This is a genomic window from Kitasatospora sp. NPDC052868, assembly GCF_044547105.1.
In the GTDB taxonomy this organism is placed as follows: Bacteria; Actinomycetota; Actinomycetes; order Streptomycetales; family Streptomycetaceae; genus Kitasatospora.
On the sequence record NZ_JBITZW010000004.1, the window covers coordinates 181143 to 197971 of the forward strand.

At 73.2% G+C, this 16829-nt stretch carries 17 protein-coding genes, 1 tRNA gene and 1 riboswitch; of the genes, 2 read left to right on the forward strand and 16 right to left on the reverse strand.

Annotated elements, in window-relative coordinates:
• Nucleotides 1-181 precede the first annotated feature (181 nt).
• The 4 genes from ACIGZJ_RS09400 to ACIGZJ_RS09415 form a co-directional block, all read right to left on the reverse strand.
• On the reverse strand, nucleotides 182-1168 hold the full coding sequence (locus ACIGZJ_RS09400) for a DUF5926 family protein (RefSeq protein WP_396456661.1): 987 nt from the start codon (nucleotides 1166-1168) through the stop codon (nucleotides 182-184).
• A 123-nt stretch (nucleotides 1169-1291) separates the two neighbouring features.
• Nucleotides 1292-1858, reverse strand: coding sequence for an ATP-binding protein (locus ACIGZJ_RS09405; protein ID WP_396456662.1), 567 nt, complete (start codon nucleotides 1856-1858; stop codon nucleotides 1292-1294).
• A 318-nt stretch (nucleotides 1859-2176) separates the two neighbouring features.
• A complete protein-coding gene (locus tag ACIGZJ_RS09410) occupies nucleotides 2177-3001 on the reverse strand; it encodes a glycerophosphodiester phosphodiesterase family protein (RefSeq protein WP_396456663.1) in 825 nt (274 codons plus the stop codon).
• An 83-nt stretch (nucleotides 3002-3084) separates the two neighbouring features.
• Nucleotides 3085-4425, reverse strand: a complete 1341-nt coding sequence (locus ACIGZJ_RS09415) for a purine-cytosine permease family protein (RefSeq protein ID WP_396456664.1) — start codon at nucleotides 4423-4425, stop codon at nucleotides 3085-3087.
• A gap of 133 nt (nucleotides 4426-4558) precedes the next feature.
• Nucleotides 4559-4707: riboswitch (TPP riboswitch) on the reverse strand.
• Between the two features lie 333 nt (nucleotides 4708-5040).
• On the opposite strand from ACIGZJ_RS09415, the gene ACIGZJ_RS09420 reads away from it, so the two are divergent.
• Both ACIGZJ_RS09420 and ACIGZJ_RS09425 read left to right on the forward strand, forming a co-directional pair.
• Nucleotides 5041-6822, forward strand: coding sequence for a S1C family serine protease (locus ACIGZJ_RS09420; protein WP_396456665.1), 1782 nt, complete (start codon nucleotides 5041-5043; stop codon nucleotides 6820-6822).
• Nucleotides 6823-6880: 58 nt separating this feature from the next.
• Nucleotides 6881-6968: transfer RNA gene (locus ACIGZJ_RS09425), tRNA-Ser, on the forward strand.
• 173 nt (nucleotides 6969-7141) lie between these two features.
• Here ACIGZJ_RS09425 and ACIGZJ_RS09430 read toward each other — a convergent pair.
• From ACIGZJ_RS09430 to ACIGZJ_RS09485, 12 genes are all read right to left on the reverse strand, one after another.
• On the reverse strand, nucleotides 7142-8494 hold the full coding sequence (locus ACIGZJ_RS09430) for a tyrosine-type recombinase/integrase (protein ID WP_396456666.1): 1353 nt from the start codon (nucleotides 8492-8494) through the stop codon (nucleotides 7142-7144).
• Nucleotides 8495-8568: 74 nt separating this feature from the next.
• Entirely contained in the window at nucleotides 8569-8760 is a 192-nt protein-coding gene (locus tag ACIGZJ_RS09435) for a helix-turn-helix transcriptional regulator (protein ID WP_396456667.1), read from the reverse strand.
• A 150-nt stretch (nucleotides 8761-8910) separates the two neighbouring features.
• The gene (locus ACIGZJ_RS09440) at nucleotides 8911-9036 is read right to left on the reverse strand and encodes a hypothetical protein (RefSeq protein WP_396456668.1); all 126 of its coding nucleotides are present in this window, start codon (nucleotides 9034-9036) and stop codon (nucleotides 8911-8913) included.
• A 170-nt stretch (nucleotides 9037-9206) separates the two neighbouring features.
• Nucleotides 9207-10682, reverse strand: a complete 1476-nt coding sequence (locus ACIGZJ_RS09445) for an ATP-binding protein (protein ID WP_396456669.1) — start codon at nucleotides 10680-10682, stop codon at nucleotides 9207-9209.
• Nucleotides 10683-10684: 2 nt separating this feature from the next.
• Entirely contained in the window at nucleotides 10685-11536 is an 852-nt protein-coding gene (locus tag ACIGZJ_RS09450) for a bifunctional DNA primase/polymerase (protein ID WP_396456670.1), read from the reverse strand.
• Between the two features lie 103 nt (nucleotides 11537-11639).
• Nucleotides 11640-12407, reverse strand: coding sequence for a DNA methylase (locus tag ACIGZJ_RS09455; protein WP_396456671.1), 768 nt, complete (start codon nucleotides 12405-12407; stop codon nucleotides 11640-11642).
• Between the two features lie 14 nt (nucleotides 12408-12421).
• Nucleotides 12422-12847, reverse strand: coding sequence for a hypothetical protein (locus ACIGZJ_RS09460; protein ID WP_396456672.1), 426 nt, complete (start codon nucleotides 12845-12847; stop codon nucleotides 12422-12424).
• Nucleotides 12848-12973: 126 nt separating this feature from the next.
• Nucleotides 12974-15016, reverse strand: a complete 2043-nt coding sequence (gene traB / locus ACIGZJ_RS09465; protein WP_396456673.1) for a plasmid transfer protein TraB — start codon at nucleotides 15014-15016, stop codon at nucleotides 12974-12976.
• Nucleotides 15017-15030: 14 nt separating this feature from the next.
• Nucleotides 15031-15585: a plasmid transfer protein TraA gene (gene traA, locus ACIGZJ_RS09470; RefSeq protein ID WP_396456674.1), complete on the reverse strand. Its 555-nt coding sequence runs from the start codon at nucleotides 15583-15585 to the stop codon at nucleotides 15031-15033.
• Nucleotides 15586-15599: 14 nt separating this feature from the next.
• Nucleotides 15600-16049, reverse strand: coding sequence for a hypothetical protein (locus ACIGZJ_RS09475; RefSeq protein ID WP_396456675.1), 450 nt, complete (start codon nucleotides 16047-16049; stop codon nucleotides 15600-15602).
• 42 nt (nucleotides 16050-16091) lie between these two features.
• Entirely contained in the window at nucleotides 16092-16421 is a 330-nt protein-coding gene (locus tag ACIGZJ_RS09480) for an RRQRL motif-containing zinc-binding protein (RefSeq protein WP_396456865.1), read from the reverse strand.
• A 44-nt stretch (nucleotides 16422-16465) separates the two neighbouring features.
• Nucleotides 16466-16822 carry a hypothetical protein gene (locus ACIGZJ_RS09485; RefSeq protein ID WP_396456676.1) on the reverse strand — a complete coding sequence of 119 codons (357 nt, stop codon included), beginning with the start codon at nucleotides 16820-16822 and terminating at the stop codon, nucleotides 16466-16468.
• Nucleotides 16823-16829 lie beyond the last annotated feature (7 nt).

Below are 16829 nucleotides of genomic sequence, written 5' to 3' on the forward strand. Positions count from 1 at the left end.
GGGAACGCCCGCCCGGAAAACAAAAGATCCGGCCGCTGGCGACGGGGGATGCACCAGCGACCGGACTCTTTAGACAGTAACAAGGATCCGCGTCCACGCCAATTTCCAAGACGCCCTGGCAGCCCGGAAATTGCGGCCTCCGGCGGTAATGTGACGCGTATCACGTGATCCCGGGTCGCCTTTAGTTCAAGGTGACCTGACGGTTCACCAGGTTCGCCCGGGCGCGACGCTCCTCCGCGGTGAGCGGGGTGGTGTCGGTGAGCGTCGCGGCGAGCCGCTCGGCGAACTCGGCGGCCGGCTTCTCGCAGTCGGCGGCGGTCATCGTCACCGGCAGGTCCCAGACCGGGACGGTGAGGCCGTGCGCGCGGAACGAGCCGACCAGACGGGTGTCCGGGCCGAGCGAGGACTGGTCGGCCGCCGTCAGCCGGGCCAGGGCGTCCAGCAGCTGCTCCTCGGGCACGGTCATCACCCAGCGCAGGTGGTTCTTGTCCGGCGTGCCGCACCAGTACGCGGCGTCCGCGGAGGCCAGCTTCTCGGTCGGGATGGCCGAGGCGTTGGCGCGCTCCAGCGAGGCGGCCACCTCACCGGTGGCGGTCTCGGCGTCCTCCAGCCAGAACTCGAAGCCGGTGTGCACGGTGGGCGTGAACGGCGCCTCGACGTCCAGCAGGTCCTGCAGGCGGCGGCCGCCCGGGACGGTCCGGCGGGCGGGGACGGGCGTGCCCGGCTCGGTGGCCAGGGCCAGCTCCAGCGCGTCCGCCAGGTCGCGGCTGAGGTCGCCGGAGGCGGACTGGGTCTGCAGGCCGAGCAGGATCGAGCCGTCCTGGCGGCGCAGGGCCGGCCAGGCCAGCGGCAGGACGGTGGCCAGCGTCACGGACGGGACCTCGCCGTTGGCGCCCTCGGCCACCGCGGCGGCCAGCGTCAGCGGCGCGGTCGCGGCCGGCACCAGCTCGCGCAGCGCCACCCAGTCGGCCTCGCCCGGCAGCCCCTCGAACGGGCGGTGCACCAGCTCCTGCACGGCGTGCGAGGCCTCCCGGCCGTGGCAGGCCTTGTACCGGCGGCCCGAACCGCAGGGGCAGTTCTCGCGGGCCCCGACCACGGGGATCTCGCCCGTGGCGGTGGTGGTGGACTGGCTGCGCTGCGGCGCCTTCTTGGCGGCCTTCTTGCCCATGGTGCTGCTCTCCCGGGGACGGTTGTGTTGTGCTCCGGGCAGCCTACTGACGTTCCCCCGGCGCGTGGGCACGCGCCGGGGCGGACCCGGGGTCGCAGGGCCCCGGTGGACAGGGGTGCGCCGTCAGGCGCTGCGGGCATCACCGCCGGTCCGTCTCGCATGGCGGGCCCGGGCGGGCAGCGCGGCCCACACCGTCACCTCGCCGGGCGCGTCGCGCACGCCCCAGTCACTCGACAACTGGTCGACGATGCTCAGGCCCCGGCCGCCGCGCGAGCTCAGCGACGGGCTGGCCGGCGACGGCCGGGTCTGCGCCCCGCCGTCGGTGACCTCCAGGGTGAGGATCCCGTCCGCGTGCATCTGCCAGCGCACCAGCACTCCGCCGGCGTCCGGCCCGGCCTCGGCGGGGGCCGCGGACGCGCCGGTCGGCACACCGACCAGCACGCTGTCGACCACCTCCGCGCGGGCGCTGCGCCCGAGGGCGGGCAGCGGACCGAGCGGCCGGGCATAACGACAGGCATTACTCAACAGTTCGGAAAGGATCAGAACAGCATCATCAATGACCGGCTCCGGTATCTCCCGGTCACCCAGATCTCGACGCAGTCGGCGCCGTGCGACCCCGACACTCGCTGGGCCGTGCGGCACTGCCATGGTCGATGAAGTCGGCACTTCACGCGCCACCATCAACGCCACCCCCGGACCTCCTTCAGCGTATGCCGAGGGATGGATGCCCCTTGGTAATGCGTCGGAAACGACCGCGGGCCGATCCCGCGCGGACATTTCAAGCCGTGCGACGCACGGTGCGCGACAGGTGATTCGCTGCTCACCCTGCGTTGTGAAAGCGCATAATTTCCGGCAAAGAACGTCGGCGAAACGTTTGATCCGGCCCCGGAGCGGTCGACCGGTCCGCTGGTCCGGCTCCAGTCGGCCTGTGGGCGCCCTGGAGAGCGGGGCACACCGGACGGGGGGCGCCCGGCCCGGGGTGGCCCGGGGTGGAGCGCCCGGCCCGGCTCAGCGGCCGAGCTGGGCCAGCACCTCCGCCGGGCGGTTGGTGATCAGCGCCGACACCCCGAGCTCCAGGCAGAGCTCCACGTCGGCCGGCTCGTCCACGGTCCAGACGTGCACCTGGTGGCCCAGCCCGCGCAGCCGCGTCACCAGCTCCGGCCGGGCCCGCACCAGGTCGATGCCGGGACCGGCGATCCGGGCCCCGCCCGGCAGCGGCGCACCCGGGCGCAGCCGGCCGCGCAACGGCAGCGTGCTCTCGAACAGGAACACCCGTGGGTACTGCGGCGCGGCGGCGGCCACCCGGCCGAGCGCCAGCGCGGAGAAGCTCATGATGCGGGCCTGCGGGCGGTCGCCGTCCGGGGTGCCGGTGATCTTGAACCGGTCCAGCATCCGCAGCAGCTCGGCCTCCACCCGGCCCCGGAAGCGGACCGGGTGCTTGGTCTCGATCGCCAGGTCCACCGGGCGCCCGCAGTCCGCGACCAGCTCCAGCAGGCTCTCCAGCCGCAGCACGCTCCGCAGCTCCGGGTCCGCGCTCGGCACGCCCGTCTTCCAGGCGCCGAAGTCGTGCGCCTCCAGCTGTGCCAGCGTCATCGCGGAGACCGTGCCCCGCCCGTCCGAGACCCGGCCGATCCGGCGGTCGTGCACGCACACCAGCTGCCCGTCGGCGGTCACCCGGACATCGCACTCGACGGCGTCGGCGCCCTCGTCGAGCGCCCGGCGGTAGGCGGCGAGGGTGTGCTCGGGCAGCGCGTGCGAGGAGCCGCGGTGGGCGATCACCTGGACGGGCGGCCCGGTGCGCGCCGTCGCGGGGGAGAGGTCAGGGCTGGTCACGCGTCCACGATAGGCGCCGGAGGTGACGCGAAAGCGAAGACGGCCCCAACCTGCGGGGCCGTCTTCGGGTGCGGGCGCGGTGGTCAGCGCCGGCCGCGGGTCAGCGGGGTGAGCGCCAGGGTGGCCAGGGCGGGCACCAGGAAGCCGAACAGCGAGGCCGAGGTCCACTCCTGCGGCGTGAAGTGCAGCGCCTCCTGGACGGACGTCCAGAAGTCCGTCCACCAGCCGGCGATCGCGGTCGGTGCGATCAGCTGGTAGACCGCGAAGCCGAGCGCCCACGGCAGCAGCATCAGCCAGCGGGAGGGCGCGTCGTCGGCGAGGTTCCAGCCGCGCCGGCCGGCGCCGAGGAAGTAGTCCACCGCCAGCACCGCGAACATCGGCACGAACACCGAGCCGATCAGGCCCAGGAAGGCGTAGTACGAGTCGGCGAACTCGGTGATCTGCAGGGCCAGCACGGTGATCAGCAGGCCGGTGCCGCCGGTCAGCACCCGGCGGTCGACCTTCGGCAGCAGGTTGTGGACCGACATCGCCGTCGAGTACACGTTGGCGAAGGACTGGTCGGTCTCGCGCAGCACCAGCACCAGCAGGAACGCCCAGCCGGCCCAGACCCCCAGGAAGGAGTCGAAGATCCGGGTCGCGTCGCCGCCGGACTGCAGCAGCGCGAAGAGGCCGAGCACGTAGCACCAGATCTGGGCGACGGTGTAGCCGGAGAAGCTGCCCCAGAACGCGGCGCGCGGGGTGCGCGAGTGCCGGGTGTAGTCGGCGGCCAGCGGCACGAAGGAGATCGAGACGGCGATCATCGCGTCGGTGGCCTTCAGGAAGCCGTGCCAGTTGCCCGCGCCCGGGTCGGGCACGCCCTGGCGGCCGAGCTGGACGGTGAAGTACACCATCGCGACCGCCACCGCCGCGGCCACGAAGCGGCGCAGCACGGCGATCGCCCCCAGCGGCCAGATGGTCAGCGCGGTGGTCACGGCGCCCGCCAGTACGACGAAGACCCAGCGGTAGCCCTCGGTGTGGGCGACGGTCTGCGCGCCCATCGCGATCACCAGCAGCTCGTACACGCCCCAGCCGATGCACTGGACGATGTTCAGCACCGTCGGCACGTACGACAGGCGGGTCCCGAACAGTCCGCGCAGGTTGGCCATCGCGGGTGCGCCGGTGCGGGCGCCGATCAGCGCGGCGACGCCGAGCATCGCGGTGCCGACCACGGTGCCGGCCACGATCGCGGTCACGGCGGCGGCCAGGGAAAGCTCGCTGCCCGGGGCGCCCAGCACGGTGGCGGCGGTGGTGAAGCCGATCAGGCTGACGCCGAGGTTCATCCAGAGCGCGAAGTGGTCCCGGAAGCGGAGCGTGCGCGGCGGCTCGGTGTCCAGCACCAGCGGGGCCTCGACCCGGCCCGCGGCCTGCTCGGGCCGGTCCAGCACCGAGGTCGCGGTCGCGGCGGGTGCGCCGGCCGTGGAACCGGGTGCGCGGCCGTCTGCGTCCGAGTGAACGGTCGTGGACGGTTCGGGGAAACCCTTGGACGCGGACGCGCCCGAAGAAGAGGATGGCGAAGCAGGCGGCATGGCCGATACTCCCTACGCCGGCATTACCCGGACAGGTTCCGGCGGTCTGCGCCCCCTCGACGATCCGGCCACGGATCCCGTGACGTACCGTCGACCAGCGCACTCTCAGCCTGGTCGGTCCAAGCTCCCGCGTGTCAGTTTGGAGCGACAGGCTAACCGGCGGGGCGGTGAACGCCAAGGCCAGGCGGCCTGCGGTCCGCATCGCGGGACGTCAGGGGTGTCCGTCGTGGACGGAGTGAACGGTGCGCCGGGGGGTACACCGGTCCGCCGTGCCGGGGGTGTCCGGCCGGTCCGTCCGGCGGGTTCGTCCGGTGGGTCCGGCAGGTTCGCCGGGCCGGTCCGCCTGGTTCGCCGTGCCGGTTTGTCTGGCCGGGCTAAGGATTCTTATGAGTTCTTCAGAGGGGTCCTTACGGCAATCGAATCGGGTGTGCGAAAAACTATGGTTCTTGGTCCTGTCAGCTATGGAGGTCGTCCGTGAGCACCGAGCGCGAGGTTGGGTCCACCGGGCCGCAGGGGGAGCAGCCCTCCGGCGGCCAGGGGGTGGTGGGCCCCGCTCATGACGGTCCGGCCCAGCAGGCCGCGCCTGCCGCCCCCGCCCCGGCGGCCGCTCCCGAGGCCCCCGCCACCGGTGGCTTCACGCCGACGCTGGCGTTCGGCAAGCTCAGCGCCCCGGAGCCGGTCGAGCCCCCGGTCGCCCCGGCGGCCCCTGCGGCCCCGGTCGGGTCCGGGTACATCGACGCGCCGCCGCCCGTCCTGCCGCCGGCCCCGGTCGCACCCGTCGCCGCGGCGCCGGTCGCCCCGGTGGCGCCCGCCGCGCCCGCGGTGCACGAGACCAACCCGTACGCGACGCCCGGAGCCCCGCACGCCGCCGCCCCGCACGCCGCCGCCCCGCACGACCCGTACGGCCCCCCGCCGGTCCCCGGTGCGCCGGCCGCCCCGGGAGTGCCCGGGGCGCACCCCCAGCACCCCTTCGGCGCGGGCCAGCCGCTCGGCGGCTGGGGCCTGCACGACGCCACGGCCGGCGGCGCGGCCGGTGCCGGTACGCCCGGCGGCCCCGGCTACCCGGGCGGCCCGCTCGGCTACCCGGCCGACTACCCCGGTGCGCCCGGCCCCGGCGGCCCCGGCGGCCCGGGCCGCAAGCGCGGCGGCCTGATCGCCCTGATCGCCGCCGTCGCCCTGGTCGCCGGTGTGGCCGGCGGCGCGGTCGGCGTGGCCGTCGCGGACCGCAACGACCGCAGCGTCAGCGCCGCGGACGACCACCGCAGCACCACCGTCCAGGCCAACAGCCCGCAGAAGAGCGAGCCCGTCCCCGGCTCCGTCGCGGGCATCGCGCAGAAGGCGCTGCCGAGCGTCGTCACCATCAAGGCGCAGGGCAACGGCGAGTCCGGCACCGGCACCGGGTTCGTCTTCGACACCCAGGGCCACATCCTGACCAACAACCACGTGGTCGCGCCCGCGTCCAACGGCGGCAAACTGACCGTCAAGTTCGCCGACGGCAGCACCTACGGCGCCTCCGTGCTGGGCCGCGCCGAGGGCTACGACGTCGCCGTCGTCAAGCTCGACGACATGCCGAAGGGCAAGCTCACCCCGCTCCCGCTGGCCGACTCCGACAAGGTCAACGTCGGCGATGCCACCATCGCCATCGGTGCCCCGTACGGCCTGGAGTCCACCGTCACCACCGGCATCATCAGCGCCAAGGACCGCCCGGTCGCCTCCGGCGACGAGACCGGCGCCCAGTCCTCGTACATGAACGCCCTGCAGACCGACGCCTCGATCAACCCGGGCAACTCCGGCGGCCCGCTGCTCGACGCCGGCGGCGCGGTGGTCGGCATCAACTCGGCGATCCAGTCCAACACTTCCAGCACCGGCCGGGCCGGCAGCATCGGCCTGGGCTTCGCCATCCCGATCAACCAGGCCAAGTGGGTCGCCGAGACCCTGATCCAGAGCGGCGAGCCGGTCTACGCCCAGCTCGCCGTCCTGCGCAACGACGACTACAAGGGCGAGGGCGCCCAGATCTCCACCCGCGACATCCAGGGCACCCCCGCCGTCACCCCCGGCGGCGCCGCCGACAAGGCCGGCCTCAAGCCCGGCGACGTCATCACCAAGCTCGGCGGCAGCCCCATCGAGAACGGCCCCGCCCTGGTCAGCAAGATCTGGACCCACAAGCCCGGCGAGACCGTCGACGTCGAGTACACCCGCAACGGCCAGACCGCCACCACCAAGGTCACCTTCGACAAGCGCGTCGGCGACAAGTAACCGACCCGATAACCATGTGCACCGAACCCCGCCGGACCCGTTAGGCTGACCTCCGCCTGGAGAGCTGCCCGAGCGGCCTAAGGGAACAGTCTTGAAAACTGTCGTGCGGTGACCCCGTACCGTGGGTTCGAATCCCACGCTCTCCGCTGGTGGGGAAATCCCTGATCAGAGGGGGTATCGGCCAAGTGCCGATACCCCCTCTTTTCGATTCCGTCCCGGGGTGTCCCACTTCAGTACCGCCCCTGGCCACTGTGTGTGGGCCAGTTGTGGGCCAACCGTGGACCGGGTGGAACGGCTGTGGAACGTGATCTCCAGGCCCCTATCCGGTCGGCTCCTCGCCCTCCAAGAACCGCTCGATCTTGCTGTTCGCCTGTTCCTGGCGACCGTTGATGATCTTCGCGTAGAACTTGAGCAGGACGGCCACGCTGTGCCCGGCCCGGCGGGCCACCTCGGTCTGGTCGACGCCGGCGGCCAGCCACCCGGAGACGGCCGTGTGCCGGGCCGAGTACGGCACGTTGGCAAGCCGAGTCTTCACCTCTTCGGGTGTCAGCGCGATCTCGCGGGCCCGCTTCCACACGGCGGCGGTCTCCTTGGTCAGCAGTCGGCCACCCTCGGCCGCACGGAAGACCCGTCCGTCGGGAGTCGCCCCGAACTCGGCGATGTGCTCGCGCAGCAGCGCCACGAGAACCGGCGGGATCGGCACCGGCCGGGTGGCCTTCCGCGCCCGCCGCTTCAGCCCCCGCTCCTCGTGCGACTGCCCGTCGTCGGTCCAGCGCGACCCGACCCGCGGTGAGCTTCCGCCGAGCAGCAACTCACCCCAGCCGGACTCCGGAAGAGTGCAGTCGGCGAGCCGCAGGTTCGTCGCCTCGGCCGGCCGCGTGGCGGCATACAGGATGCACCCGTAGAACGCCCTCAGGTGCCGCCCGCGCGCCGAGACCTCCCCGGCCGCGTCCAGCAGTGCCCGCCCCTGCTGCGGGCTGGGCACCCACCGGAAGTCGATCTCGTCGTCCGTCTCCGGCGGCGTCCAGTCGACGAACTGGAGTGGGTTGCTGGGGAGTCGGCGCCGCTCGACCGCGTACCGGAGCGCGTTGTTCAGCACCATCCGCTTGCGCGCAAGGGTGTTGTCCGCCGCCCTCTTGCCGTTCAGAAGGCGGGCGATGGCCTCCAGGGCGAGCCGCACGGTCTCGGAGTCGTCCAGCGCGCCGAGACCGATCGACTTCGTGGTCATCCAGGCCAGGGCGGCGGTGATCTCCTCCGGCGGCTCCGGTTGCTGCTCGGAGAAGTTGAACGCCCAGCAGGACAGGGCCCGCCGGAGCATGCGTCGGTCCGGCCGGCCTCGACGGTCCGTCACCAGGGCCTCGGTGATCGTGGCGAGCGCGTCCGCGCGGGCGGCCCGGCTCTTCGCTGACGACCGCTCCCACTTCGCCTCGGCGTACTGCTTGGCGTGGGCGAACCACGTCACCTGGGTGAGCTTCCGCAGTTCGGACACCGGAAGGCCGGTCTCCTGGTCGAACTCCTCGCCCTTCTTCATCGCCGTCCGCAGCTCGGCGAGGCGGCCGGTGGCGAGGGTGTTGGTGGCGTAGCTCTTCGAGTGCGGCTTCACCCCCACCTTCCACCGCAGCTCGAACGGGCGGCGACGGCCCGGCCGCTGGCGGATCTTATACAGCGTCACGTCGTAGGTCAGCAAGGGCACTCCAAAGGGAAAGGACCCCGGCGCGCGGCCGGGGTCCCTCAGGGCGGCGGGTGTCAGGCGGCGGTGCTCTGCTCCAGAGCGGCCCACCAGGCGTCGAGGTCGGTCCGGCGGACGCGGATCTGACCGTTGGGGAGCTTCAGGAGCTTCGGACCGTGGCCGCGCGCGACCATGCGGTAGAACGCGCTGCGGGACATGTCGATCTCGGCGAGTACGGCGGGGAGCTTCAGGTGTTCCTGCTTGGGCATGGAGGCTCCATTGGCGTGAGACTGAGCGAGGGAGCAAGTGGCGGGTCTCGGCGTGTTTGTCCGAGGTGCGGATTTCTGCGTCATTGCGTCATCAGCGACATGCGGGCCTCTGACCTGTGCCTTTGCATGACGCGACGCCCGGGGGCCGCGTCATGGGTGCGTCATGGCCTGCGTCATGGCATGACGCACATGACGCAGGATGACGCAGCGTCCGGCGCCTGCGTCATGGCCTTCGTCGCAGGTCAGCGGCCGTCTGCCGCTCTGCATGTCGAACATGACGCAGCGTTCCCTCTCTTAGGAAAAAGGGAGGGGGTTTCTGCTGCAGTTCGGTGCACCTTAGGGCGTGAAGCGGAGCCGCTTCGCGGCGCGCTCCTGGGGCGGCTTCGCCGAACAGCAAGAGGAGCACCCGGCGGCCCGGCCCGGTGCTCCTCTTGTTTGTCCGGGCGTCAGCCCAACTCTGGCTGTTCGTGCGTCGGTACGGGGGCGGGGCGGGCCATTTCGAGGTAGCGGCCCTCGAAGGTGCGGCCGGTGTCGATGAGGACGCCCCGGGCTGCGAGGGTGGGCTGAAGGCGCTTGAGCCGGTCGGACAGCACCTTGCCGGTGGTCGGCCAGCCCTTGGGCAGGGCGCGGAAGTCGTCGCCGCTGTGGAGGCGTCCGAGGCAGTGCAGCCACTCGGTGGACGTCATGCGCTGGGCGCCGCCCTTCTCGATGGTCTCGGCGTGCTTGAGGACGGTCTGCGCGAGCAGGTCGCCCTCGATGACGTCGTCGTTCAGGTCGTTGAGGCTGGCCCGGTAGACCGGGAGCACCCCGAATCCGGTCGCGGCGTCGAGCTGGGCGCACAGGTGCGCGAAGTCCGCCATCCGCAGATCGGTCGGGGTCTCGACCTCTGCCGCGCGGACCTGGACCGTGAGGTCGAGCAGGGACCCGAGGACGACGGGCAGCACTTCGGCGTACTCGGCCCACAGCTCCGCTTCGGTGCGCCGCACCTTGGGCCGCTCCAGCCGCAGCGGCAGGAGGCGTTCGGCGAGGTCGGGGCGGATGACGCCGACGTCGATGCCGGTCAGGAGCAGGGGGCGCCGGTAGGCGGAGCGGTGGACGTCCCCGTCGGTGAACAGGGCGCGCTTGACGGACTCGATGCCGGTCACGATGCAGCACATGGCGTCGGACAGGTCCGGGGTCATGTGGGACAGGTTGTCCAGGGCGGTGACCCACCCCGCCGCTACGGCCGCGACCAGGTTCTCCTCGTCCTTCGGGGCCCGGCGCAGGTCCCCGCTCATGCCCTCGATGATCCGCACCATCATCCGGCCGGCCGTGGACTTCCCGGCCCCCTGCGGCCCGGTGAGGAACGGGGCGGGGACCGGCACCCCGGGCCCGAGGCAGCCGATCAACCAGGCGATGGCCAGGCACTCGGTCTGGGCATCGGTGAAGTTGGTCAGCCGCAGCAGCAGGTCAATGCCCTTGCCGTCGGTGTCCTTGACCGGGACCGGAAGCTCCCCGGTGAGCTGGGTGCGCCGCCAGCAGACTTCACGCGGGTCGGGGACGGTGATGTCCCAGCCGGTGGGGTGGATCCGCACGGACAGGCCGTCGGCGCGCCCGAGGTCGAGCCACGTCGCCCCGTCGTGGCCGGGGGCGACGCGGATGTGGACGGGCTGCACCTCCTCCAGCAGGGCGAGGGCTTCGATCAGGTCCAGCGCCTCCTTCATCGCGGTCCCGTTGAAGACACCGCGCCCGTCCTTGTAGAGGCCGACCAGGAGTTCCTGGCGGTGGCTGCCGGTGGTGCCCTGGGAGCGGATCGGGCGGGCCACCGGGTGGCCGTTCCGCTGGGCGTAGACGGTGCCGTCGGCGGTGCGGAAGTACCGGAAGTGGGCCTGCGCGTAGTCGGTGATGATCTCGCGCGCGGGGTTCTTCTCGTCGTCGGCCACGGCTACAGCCCCAACCGGACGAGGGCGTTGGCCCACGCGTCGGCGCAGTGCCGGGCAGTCTCGCCCTTGGCCTGCGCGGCGGCGAACAGCCGCTCCGTGTGCGCCACCGTCAGGCACCCGCACCGGCCGTGCGTGGACAGCACGGCGAGGAACGCCCCGAACACGGTGTTGTGCACGGCGGCGGTGGCCTCGGTGATGCGCTGTTCGGCCATGGCGATGCCGCGCTCCAGGAACATCGGCGTGCGGTGCGGGCACGTCCCGCCCCCGGCCGGCACGGACACGACGACAGCCGCCGGCCGGACCGGGGCGGGCTCCCTGACGACCAGGGCGCGCACGACGTCCGGCAGGGCCGCCATGGTGCCCCCGCCGGGGCCGAGCCAACGGGCGTAGGACATGGCCGACTTGACGTCCACGCCCGGCCGCACCGCGTTGGCGGAGGTCATGGCGCCCCGGTAGAGCCAGTGCTCGCCCCGGGTGGTCGTGACGGTCCGGGTGGCGGGCAGGGCCTCGCGCGCCCACGCGATGGCGTCGGCGTTGTCGAGGTCGACGACGGTCAGGTCCGCGCCGCCGGGGTGGTAGCCGACGGCGGCGGCCTCCCGCCACGCCCGCGCCCACCCCGGTCCGGTCAGGACGTCGGGGTCGGTGGTGGCGGCGGCCCAGCCGTGGCAGGGCGCCGGGCAGGTGCAGGGGCCGGGGGTCTTCATGTTCGGCCGGTCGCCGCACGCGTGGTCGGTGCAGCGCGGGCAGTTGCCGAACGGCACCTTCCCGGCCCGCAGTGGCAGGACGGGCACGCCGGACGCGGCCAGGGCGAGCGCGGTGGACAGGTGGTGGCGGTAGGTGGTGCGAGGGGTCATGCTGGATGCCTCCAGTTCTCTGCTGGATGGGCGGCGGCCCCGGTTCTTGCCGGAAGGGGGGCCGCCGCTGTCGTTGTGTCTGCTCGGGTGGGCAGCGCCGGCGCTAGGCGGCGACGGCGTCGGGCGCTCCGGCCCGGAGCTGGGCGGCGGCCTGGTGGCCGATGAGTCGGGTGTAGGCCGGGGGGATGGCCTCGGCGAGTTCGCGGCGGACGTCGGTCCAGTGGATGCCCATGGCGTCCTGCCACTGCGGGACGCTGCCCTTGCCGCCGCCGTTGCCGTAGACCTGGAAGTAGCGGCCTTCCTGCTCGGTGACCAGCCGTCCGTGGCGGTAGCCGATAGTCAGGCCGCGATGCGGGACGTGAACGGGCTGGTCGAGCAGCAGACCGCCACCGCCTTCGAAGTTGCGGTGCCTGAGTACCTGCAGGTCGAACATCTCCCCGCACAGCGTCAGGTCCACGCGCATGCGCTTGGCGGCGCGGCCGGGAGGTTGCTCGATCACGTGCGGCCGCCCCGTGGACTCCAGTGCGGTGCGGGTGGGTTCGAGCAGGTCCGGGTAGCGGTCGCGTTTGGCGGCGTTGGTGCCGGCGGTGAGGGTGCAGTCGAACTGGCAGGGCGGCCCGGCCGAGATCAGGTCGAACCGGTGGCCGTGGGCGGTGATGGCCTCGATGGCGTCGCCGCGTAGGAACGGGAACGGGTAGCGGGGTTGGTCGAGGATGTCGACGCCGACGACGTCGAATCCCGCGAGATGGAAGCCCATGCCGGCGCCGCCGATGTTGCAGTAGGCGTCCAGCACGGTCATCCCGTTCCACGGCCGGTGGGGCAGGATGACGGCGGCCGGGCGGGCACCGAGCACGTGAGCGAGCTTGGTCACCGGGCTCCTCCTGATCAGCGGTTGCGGTTGGTGACGTTGACGCTCACGTTCACGGCGCCCTGGCCGCCCCGGCCCCCTCCGCCGCCGCTGGTGTTCTTGAGGAGCCAGATCACGGCCAGGCCCGCGGCGACGAATCCGAGGGCGGTGGTGGCGGCGGCGAGGGCCTGGGCGAGGAATCCGATGCCGATCCCGGCGCCGCCGATCCCGACCCCGCCGGCCACGAGTCGGGCGGGCCACGGGTCCCGGGCCGGGACGGTGTGCGGGAGCGGGGCGGGGGTGTAGAGCGCGGGGGCGACGTGCTGAGCGGGCGCCGGGAGCGGGGCGGGCGGGTGGTAGAGCGCGAGGGGCGCCGGGGTGGGCGGGGCGGCGTAGTAGGGGGTGCCGTCATGGGTGTAGAGCACCGGGACGGCGAACGGCTGCGGGGTGGTGAAGTGGTCCACGTGCTTCTCCCGTCAGGGGGTGGCGCGGGGGTGTCAGGGGCGGGGTGTCAGAGGGCGTCAGGGGCCGTCTGACACCCCGTCTGCCTAGGGGAATGGGTGTCAGGGGGTGTCAGGTGTCAGCGGGTGTCAGACCAGCGCCGGGGCGGGCACGATCCGGTACCGGCCCTTCTGCGCGGCGGGCACGAGACGGCCCTCTTCCACGAGGCGGCGGAACTCCCCGGACACCCACGGGCGGGAGCGGCCGAACTGAGCGGCCTGCTCCATGGCGTCCTTGGGGCCGATCACCATCACCCCGGCCTGCTCGAAGCCGGCAACGATGGCGTCCATGGCGGCGCGGGCCTCCTCGGGGGTGAAGTCCGGGGCGGCCGACTCGGGGCCGAAGGCGACGTCGCCGAGCGTGTCGGGGACCGGCGGGAGTTCGGCCTGCGGGTCCAGGCCTTCGTCCTCCGGGTCCACCCGCCGCTCCGTGCCGTCGCCGTTCTGGTCCACGTACACGCTGCCCCCGTCGTCCTCGTCGGTGGTGTTCCGGGTGTGGCGGTCGGTGTAGGCGGTGCCGACGGTGGCGGCGGCGGCCTTCGCGGTGACGGGGTCGACCTTGGCGCCGTTGCGCTGCGCCCAAGCGGCGAGCTGTTCCATGACGCGGGCGGCCTGGCCGGTGAAGCGCCAGGTGCGGCCGGGGGCGCTGTAGCGCTGTTCGTCGACGCCGGGGGTGACGAGGTAGCAGTAGCCGGGGCGGCGGTTTCCCCAGGCGCCGGGGTGGGCGCCGGCGTCCAGGACCGGGCCGGGCAGGGCCATGCCCTCGTCCCTGGCGTCCAGGCCGAAGACCAGCGCGGACGGGAGCGAGGCCCGGGTGCTGGTGCTGATCTGGTCGTGGCTGGGGCGCTGGAGGCTGATGACCAGCGCGATGCCGCCGGATCGGGCCTCCTGTGCGGCGCCGGTGAACGCGTCCTCGCCCATGAACCGCAGGGTGTTCGCGGCCTCCTCGAACCAGGCGACCAGGAACGGCATGCCCTCGCAGCCGCACGCCCCGCCCTTGCGGCACGAGTGCCCGGGGTCGGTCTGCTGCTCGGCGGCCGCGGGGGTCCACTGGCGGTAGCCGTGGGCGCCGAGCCAGCGGGTCCGGGCGGGGATGACGGCCTGCAGCGCGGTGACCATGGTCTCGGTCTCGGCCCCGCCCTCGACCGCCCAGTCCAGGCCCGGCCGCAGCGGGCCGAAGTCCTGGAACGCCTTCGGGTCGGACAGCCACACGATGACGTCCCGGCGGCTCATGATCTCCGTGAGGATGTCGAGCGCGCCGTCGCCCTTGCCGGACCCGGACATCCCGAAGATGCCGAGGTGGGTGCTGTTGCGGCCGGCCTGCGGGTCGCCGGGCAGCCACAGCTGCAACGGCGAGCCGTCGTCGTAGCGGCCGATGACCAGCGGCTCGGCGATCGAGGCGCCGACGTTGGTCGGCATCTCCCACTCGACGACGTCCGCGAGCATGTCCCGGGGGACGACCACCAGCTCGCCCCGGCGGGCGGAGTCGGGATCCGGCAGGTACCGCACCGCGGTGGGGGCGACGTCCAGGGCAGAGGCGATGTTCGGCAGCGCCCGCGTGACGTCGTCGTTGGTCAGCTCGCCGGCGGGCAGGACCAGTTCGGCGGTGACCCGGTTCGGCTCCACCTCCGTCTTGCGGAGCTTGGCCCCGGCCAGCTTGACCTTCTCCAGCAGCGAGCCGTCCGCGTCGGCGCCGGTCTGGACGACGTCGGGGTTGCGGCGCATGATCTGCCGCACGTTCCACGACAGGGCCAGCACGGTGCCGCCGAGCCAGAACGTGCCGAACGTCAGCCCGTTCCAGCCCGCCAGCGCCATCCCGGTGAACCAGCCGCTCCCCGCCGCCACGGTGACCGCCGAGTGCAGGCGCCGCTGCGTCGTGGTGGTCTTGCCCGCCCACGCGGTCGCGCCGGTGAGCGCGACCGATCCGAGGGTGAGGCCGACCGCGTAGCCGGGGGAGCCGTGGGCGGGCACCCACGCCAGGCTCCCGCCGATGCCGGTCGCCCCGACCGTGATCCACGGCGGGGTGTAGGGCTTGGCCCGGTGGGCCAGCCACGCGGCGATCCCTCGCCCGGTGCTGGCGCCTTCCAGGTTCTCCCGGTGCTGCTGGTCGGGGTCGGTGTCCTTCTTCGCCACGGCCGGTACTCCTTTCAGAACTGGAACGGGCGCTGCTGGCGCGCCGGGCGGGGGGTCATGACGTCGGCGTACTCGCGCTGGAAGGCGGCCCACGCGGCGGCGGCGTCCTTCGCCGCGTCGGTCAGCGCGTCCGCGGCCTTGGCGAGCTTCTTCGCCACCGCGCGGGCCCGCATCTTCTGCTGGAAGACGTGGTCACCCGCCGCGCCGGGGGCCTGCTCCAGCGCGGCCTTCAGGATCTCGGCGGCCACCTCCACCTCGATCGCGGAGTAGGAGGCGAACGCGCGCAGGGCCTCGCAGTAGGAGCGCACGTCGGCGGCCGAGTAGAACGCGGGCTCCGGCAGGGCCAGGGCGGAGGTGCGGTTCACCCCGGTGCCCGGGTTCGCCGCGGCGCCCGCCTTCGGGGCGCCGCCCCCGCCGCCGCCGGAGGGGGCGGTCTTGTTGACGTTGATGTTGAGCCCGGGCGAGAACGTCGCCCCCGAGCCGAAACCGTTACGGGTCCCACCGCCGCCGGCGCCACCGTTGGGGGTGGCCTGCCGGGGCGGGCGGGGCGGGGTGTTCGAGGTGGTCACGGTGGTGTCCTCTCTCAGGCGGAAGCGATGAGGGCGGCGCAGGTCTCGAAGGCGTGGTGCCAGGACTGGTCCAGCAGGTAGCCGCCGTTCAGACCGTGGTCGGCGAGCCGCACGAACCGGCCCTTGCCGGTCGCGTCCGCCAGACGCCGCAGCGGCTCACGCCGGTCGGCGGCGTAGTGCGTGGCGGCCGAGAGGGCGAGGGCGGCGGCGACCGGCAAGGGCCGCAGCCGGATGCCGAGCAGACGGGTCCCGGCGAGCAGGACGACGCCCTGGGCGGCGGTGTAGGTGGCGACGTGGGCGGCGCAGGCGCGGCGCCCGGCCGCGCTCGACTGGCCCTCGATGTGGTTGTGCTGGCCCTTGGTGGCGGCCTGGTGGTCGGTCTGGATCCAGTGGTCCGCGACGTCCGCCGACGCCCGAAGCAGGGCGTAGGCGGCGGCGAACCGGGCAGCGCGAACGCTGGTCATGGGATCTCCCAAGAGACTGTGGTGCCCGGAAAGTGTGGAATATCAGGCGGCGAGCGGCACGCTGTCGGCGCAGGGCAGGCAGGTGCCCAGGTGCGCGGGCAGGACGTACCCGGCGTCCGCACCGCAGCCGGGGCAGGTACGCCGGGCACGGTTGGCGGCGGCCAGAGCCCGCCACCGGCCCGGCGTCATCGGCCGCACGGGCTTGGCCCGGTCGAGCCGGTACAGGTACGCGGCGCGCAGGTCCCGCGATCGGCGGGAGCGCCAGAGGATCTGCGCGGCCACGTCCTGCCCGCCCGGACGCAAGCCGCGGGCGCGGAGCTGACGGCGGGTGAGCAGGTCGTCCGGCGCCATATGCCAGGGGTAGGTGGGCATCCCGCCGTGCCGCTCGCCGTCGGGGTCCCAGTGCCGGGGGCGGCTCACTCGTCAGCGGCCGGCGCGGTAGCGGTGGGGGGCTTGTAGTAGCCGACCAGCCGCAGCGGGACGCCGGCGTAGGTGGTGGTGGCGGTGAGCCAGGCGAGGGTGCCGGACTCGGTGGCGTCGTGGTCGACGGTGGCCGGGTCGATGCCGAGGGCCTGGCGCCACTGCTCGAAGCCGTCGAGGCCGTCGTGGAACGCGAAGTCCAGGCCCCCGGTGAGGAGCAGGTTCCCGGAGGGGTCGCGGTCGGCGGTGACGACGTACTCGGTGCTGATCTTCGGGGCGGGCAGGTCGGGGTGGGCGGTGAGTGCGGCCATCAGGGCGCCGGCGGCGGTGATCTGGGTGCGGGCGGTCTGCATGGTGAGG